Raw genomic sequence first — 15,670 nt, forward strand, 5'->3', positions numbered from 1 at the left:
GGGCGCGTGGGGCGGGCGCGCGGGGGCGGTGCGCCCCCTCGCCGCCCGCCGCCGGGGGGGGGGGGGGGGGGGGGGGGGGGGGGGCGGCGCGGCGCCCCCCCCCCCCCCCCACCCACTCCGACTACTTCGCGTAGAGCGCCTCGACCTCGGTGCCGAACTCCTTCATCACCACGGCCCGCTTGAGCTTCAGGCTCGGGGTGAGGGTGCCGTTCTCCTCGGTGAAGTCCACCGCGAGCACGCGGAACTTCTTGATCGCCTCGGCGTGCGAGACCGCCTTGTTCGCCTCGGCGACCGCGGTGTCCAGCTCGCCGAGCAGCGCGGCGTCCTCGCGCAGCTGCTCGGGGGTGAGCCCGGGGTCCTTGCCGACGCTCTTGAGCCAGGCCGGCAGCGCCTCGACGTCCAGGGTGATCAGCGCGCCGATGAACGGCCGCTGGTCGCCGACGACGAGGCACTGGCTGATCAGCTTGTGCGCGCGCAGCCGGTCCTCGAGGACGGCGGGGGCGACGTTCTTGCCGCCGGCGGTCACCAGGATCTCCTTCTTGCGCCCGGTGATCCGCAGGAAGCCCTGGTCGTCGAGCTCGCCGATGTCGCCGGTGCGGAACCAGCCGTCGGCGTCGATCGCCTCCCGGGTGGCCTGCTCGTTGCGCCAGTAGCCGCGCATGACGACGCCGCCGCGCAGCAGCACCTCGCCGTCCTCGGCGATCCGGGCGTCGACGCCGGGCAGCGGCCGGCCGACGGTGCCGATCCGGATGGCCGAGTCGTGGTTCACCGCGGCGGCTGCGGTGGTCTCGGTGAGGCCGTAGCCCTCGAAGACGGTGATGCCGATGCCGCGGAAGAAGTGGCCCAGCCGCTCGCCCAGCGGCGCGCCGCCGGAGATGGCGGCGACGGTGCGGCCGCCGGTGGCGGCGCGCAGCTTGCCGTAGACCAGCCGGTCGAACAGCGCGTGCTGGGCGCGCAGCAGCAGTCCCGGGCCGCCGGTGTCCTGCGCCTTGGACCAGTCGACGGCGACCTGGGCGGCCCGGTCGAAGATCCTGCCCTTGCCGTCGTCGTCCGCCTTGGCCTTGGCGGTGTTGTAGACCTTCTCGAACACCCGGGGCACGGCCAGCAGGAACGTCGGGTTGAACCGGCCGAGGTCGCCGACGAGGTCGCGGGTGTCGGGGGTGTGCCCGATGACCACGCGGTTGTCGATCGCGCCGATCTGCAGCACCCGGGCGAGCACGTGGGCCAGCGGGATGAACAGCAGCAGCGAGCCGCTGCTGTTCAGGTAGTTGTCCAGCAGGCTGATGCCGTTGCGGATCTCGAACAGGAAGTTCGCGTGGGTCAGCTCGCAGCCCTTTGGCCGGCCGGTGGTGCCGCTGGTGTAGATCAGCGTGGCCAGGCTGTCGGCGCGCAGCGTCGCCCGGCGGGCGGCGAGCTCGGTGTCGGGGACGTCGGCGCCGGCCGCGGTGAGCTGGTCCAGCGCGCCGTCGTCGATGACCCACAGCGGCCCGAGGTCGGGCGCCTCGGCGCGCACCGACTCGACGTCCGCGGCGTGCCGGGCGCTCTCCACCACGACCGCACGCGCGCCGGAGTCGGACAGGATCCAGCTGATCTGGTCGGGGCTGGAGGTCTCGTAGACCGGGACGACGACGCCGCCGGCGGTCCAGATCGCGTAGTCCAGGACCGTCCACTCGTAGCGGGTCTTGGCCAGCAGGCCGACCCGGTCGCCGGGCTCGAGGCCCGCCGCGACCAGGCCCTTGGCGACGCCGGCGACCTGGGCGGCGAACTCCCCGTGGGTGACGTCGACCCAGCGACCGTCGCGCTGGACCCGGAAGCCGACCTCGTCGGCGTGGGTGGCCGCGTTGCGGGCCACCATGTCGGTCAGGGCGTCGTCGGGGCCCACCGTCGCGGTGGGGGGAACGCTCAGCTCGCGCACGCCGGTCCTCTCTGCCCAGCCCGGTCCCGGGCCACGTCGCCCTGCGCCCCGGGCTCGGGGTCGAGCACCCAATCTATCCCCGGCGATCTTCGGGCAGCAGCTCAGCCGCCACCCGCACGGGGCACCCGCGCCCCCCGACGCGGGCCGGTCGCGGCGGCCGACCGACTACCCTGCGGCCATGGCCGATCAGTCCACCCAGTCGATCGTCGTCGACGCGCCCGCGGCCGACGTCATGGCGGTGATCGCCGACTTCCCCGCCTACCCGCAGTGGGTGACGGCGGCCAAGCAGGTCGAGGTGCTGGAGACCGGACCGGACGGCCGGGGCCGCCGGGTGCACTTCGTGCTCGACGCCGGCGCGGTGAAGGACGACTACGTCCTGGACTACACCTGGGACGGCGACCGCCAGGTGACCTGGACCCTCGTGCAGGGCCAGATGCAGAAGCGCCAGGACGGCTCCTACACGCTGGTGGAGTCCGGTGGCCGCACGACCGTGACGTACTCGATCACCATCGACCTGTCGATCCCGATGCTCGGGCTCATCAAGCGCAAGGCGGAGAAGGTCATCCTCGACACCGCGCTGAAGGAGCTCAAGAAGCGCGTCGAGGGCTGAGCGTGGAGATCCTCCTGGTGACCGGCCCCGGAGGGGCCGGCAGCTCCACGGTCGCGGCCGCCACCGCGCTGCGGCTGACCGCCGCCGGCCGCCGATGCGTGCTGGTGACCACCCGGCCGCCGCGGACGGCGGGGCTGACCGACGCGGTGACCGTCGACGTCGTCACCCCGCAGCCCGCGCTCGAGCGGTTCTGGGCGCGGCACGCCGAGGCGCTGACCGGCGCCGTCCCGCTGCTGACCGTGCCGCCGGCCAGCTCCGCGGTGCCGCTGCCCGGGGTGGGGGAGTTCGCGCTGCTGGCCGCGCTGGCCGGGCACGCCCGCGCCGGGGCGGCCGACGTGCTGGTGGTCGACGCCGGCCCGCTGCCCGCCGCGACCGGCCTGCTGGCGCTGCCGGCGGCGCTGCGCTGGTGGCTCGGTCAGGTGGCGCCGACCCGGCTGCGGGTGCTCGCGACGCTGCGCTCGGCGGCGACGCCGGGGCGCGGCGGGGTGGCCGCGGGCCTGCTCGGCGGGGTCGCCGGGGTCGAGGAGCTGCTGGACGCCGTCCCGCTGGCCGAGGCCGCCGTCCACCTCGTGCTGCCGCCGCTGCCCACCGCGGCCGACGTGCTCGCCGAGGCGACGACCGCGCTCGCGCTGCTCGGCTCCGCGGTCAGCTCGGTGACCGTCGCCCGGCTGCTGCCCGAGGGGGCCGGCACCTGGTGGGAGGCGCGGGCCGCGGTGCAGGACGACGCCCTCGCGCGGGTGCGGGAACGCGCCGCCGCGGTGCGCACCGTGCGCGAGGCGCCGGCACCACCGGCCGACGTCGCCGCCCTCGAGCAGCTGGACGCCGCCGTGCCCGCGGGCGCCGGGGCCGTCGCCGCGCGGCCGGACCCGCGCCGGGACGGCGACGGCTGGGTGCTGGACCTGCCGCTGCCCTGGGCGCGGCGCGGCGAGGTCGAGCTGACCCGCTGGCAGGACGACCTGGTGGTGACCGCGGCCGGGATGCGCCGGTCGCTGCCGCTGGACCCGCTGCTGCGCCGGTGCACCGTCGCCGGCGGGGCGCTGACCGCACCCGGCACCGCCGCGGCCACCCTGCAGGTCCGGTTCACGCCGGACCCCGCGCAGTGGCCCGCCGGACTGCTGGCCGCCGAGGGGAGCCGGGCATGACCGCACCGATGCCGGACTGGGTCGAGCAGGGACGGCGCCTCGTCGTCGGCCTGCTCGACGGCGTGGGCACCGCCCACCACCACGCGAGCGACGACCCGGCCGCCCGGTCCTGCCCGCTGTGCGCGGCGCAGGCGACCTGGCGGGAGCGCGGCCCCGCCCTGCTCGAGGGCCTGGCCGACGTGCTCTCCTCCACCGCCGAGGTGCTGCGCGCCTCGGCGTCCCGAACGACTCCCGACGGCAGCGCGGCCGACCCGGACCCGACCCCCGACACCTCCGTCCCTGCCGAGGAGACCGTGAGCCAGCAGGCCCCCGCCCCCAGTCCCGTCCAGCGGATCGACGTCGCGTGACCGCCGCTCCCTACGACTGCGCCGAGGACGCCGCCTCGCTGCCGGCGATCGGCATCGACATCGGCGGCACGAAGGTCGCCGGCGGCGTCGTCGCCCCGGACGGCACGATCTCGGACACCGCCCGCCGCGCGACCCCGGGCAAGTCGGTGTCGGCCACCGAGGACGCGATCGCCGCGGTCGTCGACGAGCTGGCCGAGCGGCACGGCGGCCCGATCGTCGGCGTCGGCATCGGCGCGGCCGGGTGGTTCGACCGGACCGGTGACACCGTGCTGTTCAGCCCGCACCTGGCGTGGCGCAACCAGGCGCTGCGCAAGGACCTCGCCGTCCGGCTGCAGCGCCCGCTGTGGGTGGGCAACGACGCGGACGCCGCGGCGTGGGCGGAGTACCGCTACGGCGCCGGGCAGGGCAGCGCCCTGATGCTGATGATCACGCTGGGCACCGGCATCGGCGGCGGCATCGTGATCGACGGCCGGCTGCAGCGCGGCGCGCACGGTGTGGCCGGCGAGTGGGGCCACATGCGCGTGGTGCCCGACGGCCGGCTCTGCGCGTGCGGCAACCGCGGCTGCTGGGAGCAGTACGCCAGCGGCAACGCGCTCGGGTTCACCGCCCGGGAGGTCGCGGCGAGCTCACCGGCGGCCGCGGTGACCCTGCTGGACCGGGTGGGCGGCGACCTCGAGCAGATCACCGGTGAGGTGGTCGCCCGGGCGGCCGCGGACGGCGACCCGCTGGCCTCCGAGCTGCTGGCCGAGGTCGGTACCTGGCTGGGGCAGGGGATCGCGGACCTGTCGGCGGTGCTCGACCCGGAGGTCGTGGTGATCGGCGGCGGCGTGAGCGTGCTGGGCGAGACGGTGCTCGGGCCGGCCCGGCAGCGGCTGGAGCGGGCGCTGCCCGGGCGCGGGTTCCGCCCCGGCCCGGCGATCGTGGCCGCCGCGCGCGGGGCGCAGGCCGGGCTGGTCGGCGCCGCGGACCTGGTGCGCCGCGCCGTCTGCGAGGGCGACCTCTGAGCGGGGTGGACCCGTCGCGGTCACCGCGACGGGTGCACCCCGGCTAGACCACCGCGCCGTCGTCGCCGTCGTCGACCGAGTGGTCGCGCATCTTCGACACCAGGACGGCGCCGCCGGTGACGACCGCCGCGACCCCGAGCACCAGGCCGACGTCGAGCGACAGGCCCAGCCGGGTGGGGGCGGCGATGAGCACCACGCCCACCAGGATCAGCAGCAGCGAGTAGAGCCGCGCCGGGGCCAGCATCGGCACCGGGGGAGGCGGCGGGGGCTCGTAGTGGTCCTCGAGGGAGTTGAGCACCGTCGACTCCGGGACGGCGGGCTCGGGCCGGGCCGGCGCGGGCTCGGCCACCGGGGCCGGCTCCTCCGCCACGGCCGGGACGGCGCCGTGGTCGGCCTCGAAGGCGGCGACGATCGCGGCGAACTCCGGGTCGTCGTCGATGGGGCGGCGGCTCGGGGTGTCGGTGGCGGGCCGGGGGACCGGCCCGGGCGCCGTCGTCCCGGACTCACCCGGCCGGTCGGCGGTGTCGCCGTGCCGGTCGACGACCTGGCGGGCGTCCGCGCGGCGGGAGCGGTCGACGAACAACCGGTCCGACGGCGGGCTGGGCAGGTACACCGAGCGCGTGTAGGGCTGCACGTCGGTCGCCGGCTCGAGGTAGGCGGCGATGCCCTCCTCGCGGAGCAGGTCCAGCAGGTGCTCGCCCACGCGCGGGTCGACGTCGCGCAGCGGTGCCCACAGCGGTGCCTGCAGGCCGTTGTCGCGGCGGCCGCGGCCGCGGTGCGGGGCGGTCACCGGCGCACCGGCACGGCTGGTCGGGGCACGCCCGCGCGGCGGGACCCGGCCGGGCGCGAGGGCGCGGCTGCGGGCGTTCCCGAGGTGGCCTGCGGCATGGGGACCTTCCGGGGGCGGGCGGTTGCGAGCGGCTGGTCGGACGCCGCATTGTGGCGTGCGGCAGCCCTTCCTTAGTCTGACAGCCCCTGAGGGAGGCGCGTTGTTCTACTGGTTCCTCAAGTTCGTGGCCGTCGGGCCGATCGTGAAGCTGGTCTTCCGGCCGCAGGTCCACGGTGTCGAGCACGTGCCGCGGTCCGGTGCGGCGATCCTCGCCAGCAACCACCTGGCGGCGTCGGACTGGGTGTTCATGCCGCTGTCGCTGCGGCGGCGGGTGACGTTCCTGGCCAAGGCCGAGTACTTCCGCGGGTCGGGCGTGAAGGGCTTCGCCCAGCGGGTGTTCTTCGCCGGCAGCGGTCAGGTGCCGATCGACCGCACGAACGCCTCGGCGGCCGAGGACGCGATCCGCACCGGCATCCGGATCCTCCGGTCGGGCCGGGTGCTGGGCATCTACCCGGAGGGGACGCGCTCGCCCGACGGGCGGCTGTTCCGGGGCAAGACCGGGGTCGCCCGGATGGCGCTGGAGACCGAGGTGCCGGTGGTGCCGGTGGCGATGGTCTACGAGCCGCGCCGGCTGCCCGTCCCCGGTGCGCTGGGCCGGCGGATCAGCAAGAACCTGGTGCGCGTGTCCGTCCGGTTCGGGGAGCCGCTGGACTTCTCCCGCTACTACGGCCTGGCCGGTGACCGGTTCGTCGAGCGGTCGATCACCGACGAGATCATGTACGAGATCATGGAGCTGTCGGGTCAGCAGTACGTCGACCTCTACGGCGCCAAGGTGAAGAAGTCGATGGACACCACCGGCGCCAGCGCCGGCGAGGTGATCGGCCGGCTGCAGCCACCGCCCACCGAGGCCGCCGACCGGCTGCCGTCGTCGCTGGCGGGCTGACGCAACCCGGCGGGGTGCCCGACTGGGCGCTCGCCGGGCCGGAGGCGGCGCCGGCGGTCGCCCGGCTGTGGGCCCGGGCCACCGCCCGCCGGGACGGCCGGCCGCTGCCGGCCGGGCCGGGCCCCGACCTGCTGGACGCCGTCCGCCGGCGCCTCGGCAGGCCCGGCGCGGTCGTGCTGCTGGGCTGGTCGGGCGGCGAGCTGGTGGCCTGCGGGGTGGGCACCCGGCGCGGGCCGGCGGACGACGCCGAGCTGAGCCTGGTCGCCGTCGCACCCGAGCGCTGGGGCGCGGGGCTGGGCGGTCGCGTGCTGCGGCGGCTGGAGGAGGAGCTGGCGCGGGCCGGGTACCGGCGCGGCGCGCTGCAGGTGCTGGCCGCCAACCGCGCCGCCGTCCGGTTGTACGAGGCCGCGGGCTGGCGCCGGCTGCCCGGCGAGCTGCCCCCGCACCGGGACGGGCCGCAGCTGGCCTACGCCAAGGACCCGCTGACCGGCGCGGCGCAGCCCGCCGCGCCGGTCACGGCTCGATGAGCTCCAGGTCGGCCAGCAGGCGCGGGTGCCGGGGCTGCCAGCCCAGCGTGGCGCGGGTGTGCGCGCTCGACGCCGGCTGGTCCAGGGCGAAGATCGGGCCGACCGGGCCGAACGTCTCCTCCGGCACGGACCGGACCGGCAGGCCCAGCCGCCGGCCGATGACGGCGGCGATGTCCCGGACGGCGTCCCCCTCGTCGTCGACGGCGTGCCAGGCGGTGCCGGCCGGCGCGCCCTCGAGGACCAGCCGGAAGAGGACGGCGGCGTCGCGGGCGTGCACCGCGGGCCAGCGCTGGCTGCCGTCGCCGGGGTGACCGGAGACGCCGGTGCGGCGCGCGATGCCGGTGAGCAGCCCGGCGAACCCGCCGTCGCCCTGGTCGTGCACCGTGCGCGGCAGCCGGACGGCCGCGCTGCGGACCCCGCGGGAGGCCAGCGCGAGCACCGCGTCGACCGACCGGGCACGGCCGCCGACGGGCCCGTCGGTCGCGAGGGGGTCGGACTCGGTCGAGGCCCGGCCCGGGATCCACGGCGTGCCCGAGACGGTGACCAGCGGGCGGTCGCTCTCGACGAGGACCTCGCCGAGCGCGGCCAGGGCGGCACCCTCCTCGGCGACGTTGGCCGCCAGCGCCTCGGGGCCGCTGAAGTCGTTGCCGAAGGCCAGGTGGACGACGCCGTCGGCCTGCTCGGCGCCCGCGCGGAGCGCAGCGAGGTCGGCGAGGTCGCCGCGGAGTGCGGTGGCACCGACCGCTTCGAGCGCCGCCGCGGAGGAGTCGGAGCGGGCGAGGCCGACGACGCTGTGCCCGTGGCCGGTGAGCTCGGCGACGACGGGCGAGCCGACGAGCCCGGTGCCGCCGGTGATGAAGACGCGCATGGTGTTCCCCCACAGTGATGAGACTCTTGTCCCATCACGCTAGCAGGGTGATGGGACTGTTGTCCCGTCACTACGATGGGGGCATGGCTCGATGGGAACCCGGCGCGCGGGACCGGCTGGTCGTGGCGGCCGTCGACCTCTTCGTCGAGCAGGGGTACGACGCGACGACGGTCGCGCAGATCGCCGAGCGGGCCGGGCTGACCAGGAGCACGTTCTTCCGCCACTTCCCGGACAAGCGGGAGCTGCTGGTGGCGGGCCAGGAGGTGCTCGGCCGGCTGCTCGCCGAGGGCATCGCCGAGGCGCCGGGCGACGCGACCCCGCTGGCGGCGGTCGCGGCCGGACTGGAGCGGGCGGCCGGCGCGATGGGACCGCTGAACCGGGAGCTCGGCCCGCGGCTGCGCGCCGCGGTCGCCGCCAGCACCGAGCTGCAGGAGCGGGACGCGCTGAAGAGCGTCGGGCTGGCGGCGGCGATGACCGGGGCGCTGGTCGCCCGGGGCGTCCCGGACGTCCCGGCGCACCTGGCGGCGGAGCTGGGCCTGCTCGCGTTCAAGCGGGGCTACGCCGCCTGGACCGAGGCCGAGCGGGAGAACGCGGGGGAGCTGGCCCCCTACGTGGCGACGGCGCTGGACGAGCTGCGGGCGGCGAGCGCCGCGCTCGGCTGAGCCGGCGGCCGGGTCAGCCGGGTCCGTCGACCTCGGCCGGGGGCCGCAGCGTGCCGGCGATCAGCGTCGCCACCGCCATCAGCACCGCGACCACGGTGAGCCCGTGCAGCACCGACGAGTGCTGGCCGAGGAAGCCGATGAGCGGGGGGCCGGCGAGGAATGCGCAGTAGCCGATCGAGGCGACCACGCTGACCCGCGACGCCGCGCGCACCGGGTCGTCGGCCGCCGCGCTCATGCCCACGGGGAAGCCCAGCGAGGCACCCGCGCCCCACAGCAGCGCCCCGAGGAACGCGACCGGCGCCGAGCCGCCGAACACGAACAGCACCAGGCCGACGACGGCCGCCACCGCGGTCGCCCGGACGACGGCCACCCGGCCGTACCGGTCCAGCAGCCCCGGGCCGATCCAGCGCACCCCGGTCATCGCCGCCAGGAACACCGCGAAGCCCAGCGTGCCGACCGCCTCGGAGACGCCGTAGCCGTCGATGAGCGCGACGCTGGTCCAGTCGTTCGCGGTGCCCTCGGCGAACGCGAAGGCGAGCACGAACACGCCCACCAGCAGCGTCCGCGGCTCGCGCCAGGCGGCCAGCGCGCTGTGCCGCTCGCCGGTCGGTGCCGACGCCTCGTCGACGTCCGGCACGAACGCCCGGACGCCCGCCGGCACCACGGCGACGATGACCACGGCGACCGCGACCAGGTGCGCGGCCACCGGCACGTCGAGCGCGACCATCGCCGCGCCCACCAGGGCGCCTGCGACGGTGCCGATGCTGTAGCCGGCGTGGAAGCGGGCCATGATCGGCCGGTCGATCAGCCGCTCGACGACGGCGCCCTGCACGTTCATCCCGACGTCCCAGGCGCCGTTGGCGAAGCCCATGACGAACAGCGCGACCGCCAGCGCCCAGATGCCGGCGGAGTGCCCCACCCCGACCGCCACCAGCGCGGCGGCCAGCAGGAACACCATCGCGGTGACCGCGCGCCGCGAGCCGATCCGGTGGATGAGCGGGCCGGCCAGCGGCAGCGAGACGACCGAGCCGGCCGCGATCGCGAGCAGCGCCAGGCCGAGGCGCGCGGGGGTGAGCTCGAGCTCGTCGCGCACCTGCGGGATGCGCGAGGCCCAGCTGGCGAAGGCGAACCCCGCGCCGGCGAAGGCGAGGTAGGTGGCCCGGGTGGCGGCGCGCCCCCGGGTGCCGGGTGCCGAGACGGTCTCGTCGGCGCGGGTCACTGCGGTGCTCCTGACTGGGGTGCGGGCCCGAGGACACGGGCCACGATGGTGCGGACGTCGGCGCGCGGCATGGCGCCGGTCGACAGGACCAGGTGCATGACCAGCCCCTCGACCAGGGCGTCGGCGCCGCGGGCGGTGAGCGGGTCGGTGTGCCGCTCGAGCACGGACCGGCTGCGGCGCATCCACGACTCGGTGACCTCGCGCAGCGCGGGGTCGCGCAGCGCGGCGAGGTAGAGCTCGTAGGCGATGGCCCAGTCGCGGTCGTCGGCGCCGGCCTCGCCGTGGATGAGGTCGGTGACCGCCTCGACGAGGTCGTCGTGGTCGTGCACCCGGGCGAAGTGCGCCTCGTAGACGGCCGCCATCCGCTCGGCGTGCCGGCGGAAGGCCTGCTCGCGCAGGTCGTCGAGGCCGCGGAAGTGGTAGGTCAGCGAGCCGAGCGGGACGTCGGCCGCGGCCGCGATCACCCGGGAGGTCGCCCCGGCCACCCCGTGCTCGGCGATGACGTCCAGGGCGACGTCGACGATGCGGTCGGCCCGGTCGGGGTCGTGCCGCCGCGGGCTGCGCACCGCTGCCTGCTTTGCCACGCGGACGACCGTACACAACGATGTGTACGGCTGTACACAACGCTGCTCAGAAGACGGGTGGCGTGTCCGGGCGCAGGGCCAGCGCCACGAGCTCGCGCTGGGACCCGCGAAGCGGGGGCAGGTCGGCGAGGGCGAACCAGCCGACGTCCAGCGACTCGTCGTCGGCGACGTGCGCCCGCCCGCCGGTCGCCCGGCAGGCGAAGGCGTGGTCGACGAACTGGCAGACGTCGCCGTTCGGGTAGGTCAGCGGGTCGTGGGTCCACAGCCCGAGCAGCCGCTCGACGACCACCTCGACGCCGGTCTCCTCGGCGACCTCGCGGGCCAGCGCCTCCGCCATCTGCTCGCCGGGCTCCGGGATGCCGCTGGGCAGCGCCCACTCGCCGGTGTCCGCACGCCGCCCCAGCAGCACCCGGCCGACGTCGTCGAACACCACCCCGGTGACGCCGGGCAGCCACAGCAGGTCGTGCCCGATGCGCTCGCGGAGGCTGCGGATGAACTCGGGGACCGGCACGCCCGCAGCCTAGGCAGCGCGGTCGGACGGCTGACCACGATCGGCCGGCTGACGTGCGGGCGGGCGCACCCGCCGCCATGATCGGCGGGTGCCCAGCGTCCACTTCGTCCGGCCGCCCGACCTCGCTCCCGCCCCGTACGCGCACGCCGCGGTGGCCGATCCCGGCCGGCTGGTCGTCTCGGCGGGCGCCGCTCCGCTGGACGCCGACGGCGCCACCGTCGCGGTCGGCGACGTCGCCGGGCAGGCCCGCCAGGTGATGGCCAACCTCGCCGCCGCGCTGGAGGCCACCGGCGCGGGCCTGCCGGCCGTGGTGAAGACGACGGTCTACGTGGCCACCACCGACCGGGCCGACCTCGAGTCCGCCTGGAAGGCCGTCGCCGCGGCGTTCGGTGACCACGAGCCGCCGAGCACCCTGGTCGGGGTCACCGTGCTCGGCCACCCCGACCAGCTGGTGGAGGTCGAGGCGCTGGCCGTGCTGGAGGAGTGGCGCGAGCCGGGACCGCCGCCGGACGAGATCACCGACGACCCGCCGCCGGGGGCCACCTCTACCGTGGCCGGGTGACCGTGCGGCGCTTCTTCTACGACACCGAGTTCATCGAGGACGGGACCACCATCGACCTGGTGTCGATCGGCGTCGTCGACGAGACCGGTCGCGAGTTCTACGCCGTGAGCACCGAGTTCGACCCCGACCGGGCCATCCCGTGGGTCCGGCGCAACGTGCTCGAGCAGCTGCCGCCCCCGGCGGACAGGGCCTGGCGGTCGCGCAGCCGGATCCGCGAGGACCTGCTGTCGTTCCTCACCTCGCCCGGTGAGGAGATCGAGCTGTGGGCCTGGATCGGCGCCTACGACCACGTGGCGCTGTGCCAGCTGTGGGGCGACATGCGCGCGCTGCCCCGGCCGATCCCGCGGTTCACCCGGGAGCTGCGCCAGCGGTGGGACGACCTCGGTCAGCCGCCGCTGCCGGCCAAGCCGAACGGCGTGCACGACGCCCTGGTCGACGCCCGCTACAACCTCACCCGCTGGCACGCCATGAACGCCTGAGTGGAGTCCCAGCGCACCGCTCTCCGCTGCGCTGGGACTCCACCTCAGACGGTGAAGGCGTTGATCAGCCGGGTGAGCTCGCCGGAGAGCTGGTCGAGCTCCCTCGCCGCGGCCCGGGCGGTGTCCACGTCGGCCGCGGTCTGCTCGGCGTCCGTGCTGACCTCGGTCATCGTGCCGGTCACCGACTGGGCGCCGTCGGCCACCGAGACGACGCTGCGGGACAGCTCGTTGGTGACCGCCGTCTGCTCCTCGACCGCGCTGGCGATCGTCGTCTGGTGGTCGTTCATCTCCCGGATGACGCCGACGATCCGGCTGATCGAGGCGACCGCGGCGCTGGTGTCGGCCTGGATCGACTGCACCCGCTGGTGGATCTCCTCGCTGGCCCGGGACGCCTCCTGCGCCAGCTCCTTGACCTCCGTGGCGACGACCGCGAAGCCCTTGCCGGCCTCCCCGGCCCTCGCCGCCTCGATGGTCGCGTTGAGCGCCAGCAGGTTGGTCTGCTCGGCGACCGCGGTGATGACCTTCACCGTCTCGTTGATCTGCGCGGAGCTCTCGCCCAGCGCGGCGATCGCCGCCTCGGTGCTGCCGGCCAGCTCCACCGCACCGGCGCCGACGTGCGAGGCGTCGCTGGCGCTGCGGGCGATCTCCCGGATGGCCGCGCCCATCTGCTCGGCGCCGGCGGCGGCCGACGACACCCCGGAGCTGATGTCCGCGGCGGCCTGGTGGGCGTGCTTGGCCTGGTCGCGGCTGCGGGTGGCCCGGCTGCTGAGCCCGTCGGCGACCTGGGCGACCCCGGAGGCCGAGCTCGCCAGCGACGCGGCGCACGAGCCGATGTCCCGGATGGTGCCCGCGACCTTGTCGACGAACCGGTTGAACGCGCCGGCCAGCTCGCCGACCTCGTCGTCCGCGGAGTCGTCGACCCGCTGGGTGAGGTCGCCCTCGCCCTCGCTGATCTCCACCATCCGCTGGCGCAGCGCGTGCAGCGGGGCGGTCAGCCGCACCCCGAACCACCAGGCGACGGCGGCACCGGCCAGCGAGATCAGCACCGCGGCGACGACCAGCGCGGTGAGCATCGAGCTGCGGCCCCCGGCGAGGCGGTCCAGCGGCGCGGAGAAGTCGCTGTCCCGGGCGTCGACGGCGATGACCCAGTCCCACGGCTGGTAGTAGGCGACCTGCACGGTGTGCGACCCGGTGTCGGCGTCGCGGTAGCGCACGGTGGCCTGCTCGCCGGCGTCCAGCCCGACCGCCTCGTCCACGATCTTCTTCACGTAGCCGGCGCCGTCGGCGTCCTTGCTCTTGAGCATGTTCTTGCCGTCGGTCGCGGCGTCCTCGCTGACCAGCACGGTGCCGGCGCGGGTGCCCGCGCCGCCGAAGACGGTCACCGTGCCGTGCTCGCCGACCGTGGTGTTCTGCAGGCTCTCGCGCAGGGCGGGCAGGTTCTCCTGCTTCACGCCGACGTAGATCATCCCGATGACGTTGCCGCCGCCGTCGAACAGCGGCTGGTAGTCGGTGACGTACCAGGAGTCGACGACCATCGCCGTCCCCTTGTAGACCTGCCCCTGCAGCACCGAGCTGATGACCGCGTTGGGCTTCCCGTCGGCGCCGACGGCCGGGATGTAGGTGCCGATGGCGCGGGAACCGGTCGCGCCGACCACGTTGGTGGCCACGCGGAGCATGTCGCCGGCGGGGTTCATCCGCTGGAACACCGTCGCGGTGCCCCCGACCAGGTCGCGGACCTGGTCGACGACGGGCGTGGGGGTGTTGACGTCGGTGTTCTTGCCCAGCCACTGGCCACCGACCTGGACGCGGGGCAGCGTCACGGGGGTGACCTCGTCGGTGACCTGGTTCTTCGCGTCCCACGCGACGGTGGTCCTCGCCGGGCCCAGGCTCACCCCGCCGGACTGGGCGAGCACGTAGTTCGCCACGGCCAGGTCGTCGTCGACGGTCGCGGCGGTCGACTCGCCCTGGGTGGACACGACGTCGTAGACGCCGTCAGCGGTGCGCTCGATGCTGTCCTTGACCAGCGCGGCGACGTCGGTGGCCGCGTCGTCGGCGAACTGACCGCTGCGCCACTGGCTCACCCCCACGGTCGCCGCACCGGTGACCGCGGCGCACGCCGCGGCCAGCGCCACCACCTTCGTCCGGATGCCCCAGCGCACGTTGCCCCCATGCACGATGTGCGTGCCCACTTCCCACGTTCCCCCGAGCGGGATGCCCCGCTCCGACCTGTCCATCGGCAGGGCGCCGCCTGCGGCGGACCGCACGGGCGGGGCGACCGGGGCGGCTGGGACGGACGGGTCGGCTGACGCCCCGCCGTTGCCGGACCGACACCCGGCTCGGCTGGAGGTCCGGTCGCAGGCCGCGAGGCCGCCCATCCCCGGGCCCGCTGCGGCAGCATGACCGCCACCCAGCGGAGCCCGGCACCCCGGAGGCGCTCATGCGCGTCGGCATCCTCACCGGCGGGGGCGACTGCCCCGGCCTCAACGCGGTGATCCGCGCGGTCGTGCGCAAGGGCGTCACCGTGCACGGCGACGAGGTGGTCGGCTTCCGCGACGGCTGGCGGGGGGTGCTGGACGGCGACACGGTGCCGCTGACCGTCGCCGCCGTCGACGGGCTGCTGGACCGCGGCGGAACGGTGCTGGGCGCCTCGCGCACGAACCCGCACGCCACCGACGACGGCCCGGCCCGGGTGCGCGCGACGCTGGCGCAGCTCGGCGTCGAGGGCCTGGTGGTCATCGGCGGCGAGGACACCCTGGGCGTGGCGGGCCGGCTCGCCGGGCAGCTGCCGGCCCGGGTGGTCGGGGTGCCCAAGACGATCGACAACGACCTGGACGCCACCGACTACACGTTCGGGTTCGACACCGCGGTGGGGGTGGCCACCGAGGCGATCGACCGGCTGCACGACACCGGCGACAGCCACCACCGCACGCTGGTGGTCGAGGTGATGGGCCGGCATGCCGGGTGGATCGCGGTGCAGGCCGGGATGGCCGGCGGGGCCACGGTCGTGCTGGTGCCCGAGCGGCCCTTCGACGTCGACGCGGTGGTCGCGCACTGCGAGCACCGGTTCGCGGCGGGGCGGGCGCCGGTCGTCGTCGTCTCCGAGGGCGCCCGGCCGGCCAGCGGCGAGCTGACCACGGCGTCGGGGGAGACCGACGCGTTCGGGCACGTGCGGCTCGGCGGGATCGGCCCGGCGCTGGCGGCGGTGCTGGAGGAGCGGACCGGGCGGGAGGCGCGGGCGGTCGTCCTCGGGCACCTGCAGCGCGGCGGCACGCCGACGCCGTTCGACCGGGTGCTGGCCACGCGGCTGGGGCTGGCCGCCGTCGACGCGCTGCACGACGGCGCGGACGGCGTGATGGTGGCGCTGCACGGCACCGCCATCGACCGGGTGCCGATCGCCGCGGCCACCGCCGAGCTCAAGCTGGTGCCCGCGGAGCGGTACGCCGAGCTGGAGGTGCTCTTCGGCTGACC

17 protein-coding genes are annotated in these 15,670 nt (G+C 75.9%); 10 read left to right on the forward strand and 7 right to left on the reverse strand.

The genetic code is table 11. The features are described 5' to 3' along the window. Positions 1–121: 121 nt before the first annotated feature. Positions 122–1,915 carry a long-chain fatty acid--CoA ligase gene (locus AB0J00_RS21015; protein ID WP_357748777.1) on the reverse strand — a complete coding sequence of 598 codons (1,794 nt, stop codon included), beginning with the start codon at positions 1,913–1,915 and terminating at the stop codon, positions 122–124. Between the two features lie 178 nt (positions 1,916–2,093). Between AB0J00_RS21015 and AB0J00_RS21020 the strand changes: the two genes are divergently transcribed. From AB0J00_RS21020 to AB0J00_RS21035, 4 genes are read left to right on the forward strand one after another with little or no spacing between them, the layout of a single operon-like run. Further along, positions 2,094–2,525, forward strand: coding sequence for an SRPBCC family protein (locus tag AB0J00_RS21020; RefSeq protein ID WP_357748780.1), 432 nt, complete (start codon positions 2,094–2,096; stop codon positions 2,523–2,525). A 17-nt stretch (positions 2,526–2,542) separates the two neighbouring features. After that, positions 2,543–3,667 (forward strand): ArsA-related P-loop ATPase, encoded by a 1,125-nt coding sequence (locus AB0J00_RS21025; RefSeq protein ID WP_357748783.1) that lies wholly within the window; start codon positions 2,543–2,545, stop codon positions 3,665–3,667. After that, positions 3,664–4,014, forward strand: a complete 351-nt coding sequence (locus AB0J00_RS21030; RefSeq protein WP_357748786.1) for a hypothetical protein — start codon at positions 3,664–3,666, stop codon at positions 4,012–4,014. Before AB0J00_RS21025 ends, AB0J00_RS21030 begins: the two co-directional genes overlap by 4 nt. After that, positions 4,011–5,018, forward strand: coding sequence for an ROK family protein (locus AB0J00_RS21035; protein ID WP_357748788.1), 1,008 nt, complete (start codon positions 4,011–4,013; stop codon positions 5,016–5,018). The genes AB0J00_RS21030 and AB0J00_RS21035 overlap by 4 nt, the downstream gene beginning before the upstream one ends. A gap of 43 nt (positions 5,019–5,061) precedes the next feature. Here AB0J00_RS21035 and AB0J00_RS21040 read toward each other — a convergent pair whose 3' ends face one another. Next, positions 5,062–5,808: a hypothetical protein gene (locus tag AB0J00_RS21040; protein ID WP_357748789.1), complete on the reverse strand. Its 747-nt coding sequence runs from the start codon at positions 5,806–5,808 to the stop codon at positions 5,062–5,064. 199 nt (positions 5,809–6,007) lie between these two features. On the opposite strand from AB0J00_RS21040, the gene AB0J00_RS21045 reads away from it, so the two are divergent. After that, positions 6,008–6,790 (forward strand): lysophospholipid acyltransferase family protein, encoded by a 783-nt coding sequence (locus AB0J00_RS21045; RefSeq protein WP_357748792.1) that lies wholly within the window; start codon positions 6,008–6,010, stop codon positions 6,788–6,790. 14 nt (positions 6,791–6,804) lie between these two features. Beyond that, a complete protein-coding gene (locus AB0J00_RS21050; RefSeq protein WP_357748795.1) occupies positions 6,805–7,317 on the forward strand; it encodes a GNAT family N-acetyltransferase in 513 nt (170 codons plus the stop codon). Here AB0J00_RS21050 and AB0J00_RS21055 read toward each other — a convergent pair. Then, positions 7,304–8,185: an SDR family oxidoreductase gene (locus tag AB0J00_RS21055; protein WP_357748798.1), complete on the reverse strand. Its 882-nt coding sequence runs from the start codon at positions 8,183–8,185 to the stop codon at positions 7,304–7,306. The genes AB0J00_RS21050 and AB0J00_RS21055 overlap by 14 nt on opposite strands. Before the next feature lie 83 nt (positions 8,186–8,268). Between AB0J00_RS21055 and AB0J00_RS21060 the strand changes: the two genes are divergently transcribed. Further along, on the forward strand, positions 8,269–8,847 hold the full coding sequence (locus AB0J00_RS21060; RefSeq protein ID WP_357748801.1) for a helix-turn-helix domain-containing protein: 579 nt from the start codon (positions 8,269–8,271) through the stop codon (positions 8,845–8,847). A gap of 13 nt (positions 8,848–8,860) precedes the next feature. Here the strand turns inward: AB0J00_RS21060 and AB0J00_RS21065 are convergent, their stop codons facing one another. Genes AB0J00_RS21065 through AB0J00_RS21075 form a run of 3 tightly spaced genes read right to left on the reverse strand, consistent with a single transcriptional unit; the run spans position 8,861 to position 11,161 of the window. After that, positions 8,861–10,066: an MFS transporter gene (locus tag AB0J00_RS21065; protein WP_357748804.1), complete on the reverse strand. Its 1,206-nt coding sequence runs from the start codon at positions 10,064–10,066 to the stop codon at positions 8,861–8,863. After that, complete coding sequence (locus AB0J00_RS21070; RefSeq protein WP_357748807.1) at positions 10,063–10,650, reverse strand: TetR family transcriptional regulator; 588 nt, start codon at positions 10,648–10,650, stop codon at positions 10,063–10,065. Before AB0J00_RS21070 ends, AB0J00_RS21065 begins: the two co-directional genes overlap by 4 nt. A 46-nt stretch (positions 10,651–10,696) precedes the next feature. Then, positions 10,697–11,161 carry an NUDIX domain-containing protein gene (locus AB0J00_RS21075; RefSeq protein WP_357748809.1) on the reverse strand — a complete coding sequence of 155 codons (465 nt, stop codon included), beginning with the start codon at positions 11,159–11,161 and terminating at the stop codon, positions 10,697–10,699. A gap of 88 nt (positions 11,162–11,249) precedes the next feature. On the opposite strand from AB0J00_RS21075, the gene AB0J00_RS21080 reads away from it, so the two are divergent. Next, on the forward strand, positions 11,250–11,723 hold the full coding sequence (locus AB0J00_RS21080) for a RidA family protein (protein ID WP_357748812.1): 474 nt from the start codon (positions 11,250–11,252) through the stop codon (positions 11,721–11,723). Beyond that, complete coding sequence (locus tag AB0J00_RS21085; protein ID WP_357748815.1) at positions 11,720–12,202, forward strand: polyadenylate-specific 3'-exoribonuclease AS; 483 nt, start codon at positions 11,720–11,722, stop codon at positions 12,200–12,202. Before AB0J00_RS21080 ends, AB0J00_RS21085 begins: the two co-directional genes overlap by 4 nt. 44 nt (positions 12,203–12,246) lie before the next feature. Here AB0J00_RS21085 and AB0J00_RS21090 read toward each other — a convergent pair whose 3' ends face one another. Beyond that, entirely contained in the window at positions 12,247–14,391 is a 2,145-nt protein-coding gene (locus AB0J00_RS21090; protein WP_357748818.1) for a methyl-accepting chemotaxis protein, read from the reverse strand. A 248-nt stretch (positions 14,392–14,639) separates the two neighbouring features. On the opposite strand from AB0J00_RS21090, the gene AB0J00_RS21095 reads away from it, so the two are divergent. Next, positions 14,640–15,668 carry an ATP-dependent 6-phosphofructokinase gene (locus tag AB0J00_RS21095; protein WP_357748820.1) on the forward strand — a complete coding sequence of 343 codons (1,029 nt, stop codon included), beginning with the start codon at positions 14,640–14,642 and terminating at the stop codon, positions 15,666–15,668. Positions 15,669–15,670: the final 2 nt, after the last annotated feature.

It is taken from the genome of Modestobacter sp. NPDC049651, from assembly GCF_040659695.1.
GTDB lineage: Bacteria > Actinomycetota > Actinomycetes > Mycobacteriales > Geodermatophilaceae > Modestobacter.

What these genes read in the sequence shown, in the direction of transcription:
- AB0J00_RS21020 (WP_357748780.1), top strand. Translation starts at nt 2,094, where the DNA reads ATGGCCGATCAGTCCACCCAGTCGATCGTCGTCGACGCGCCCGCGGCC.
- AB0J00_RS21060 (WP_357748801.1), top strand. Translation starts at nt 8,269, where the DNA reads ATGGCTCGATGGGAACCCGGCGCGCGGGACCGGCTGGTCGTGGCGGCC.
- AB0J00_RS21095 (WP_357748820.1), top strand. Translation starts at nt 14,640, where the DNA reads ATGCGCGTCGGCATCCTCACCGGCGGGGGCGACTGCCCCGGCCTCAAC.
- AB0J00_RS21030 (WP_357748786.1), top strand. Translation starts at nt 3,664, where the DNA reads ATGACCGCACCGATGCCGGACTGGGTCGAGCAGGGACGGCGCCTCGTC.
- AB0J00_RS21055 (WP_357748798.1), bottom strand. Translation starts at nt 8,185, where the DNA reads ATGCGCGTCTTCATCACCGGCGGCACCGGGCTCGTCGGCTCGCCCGTC.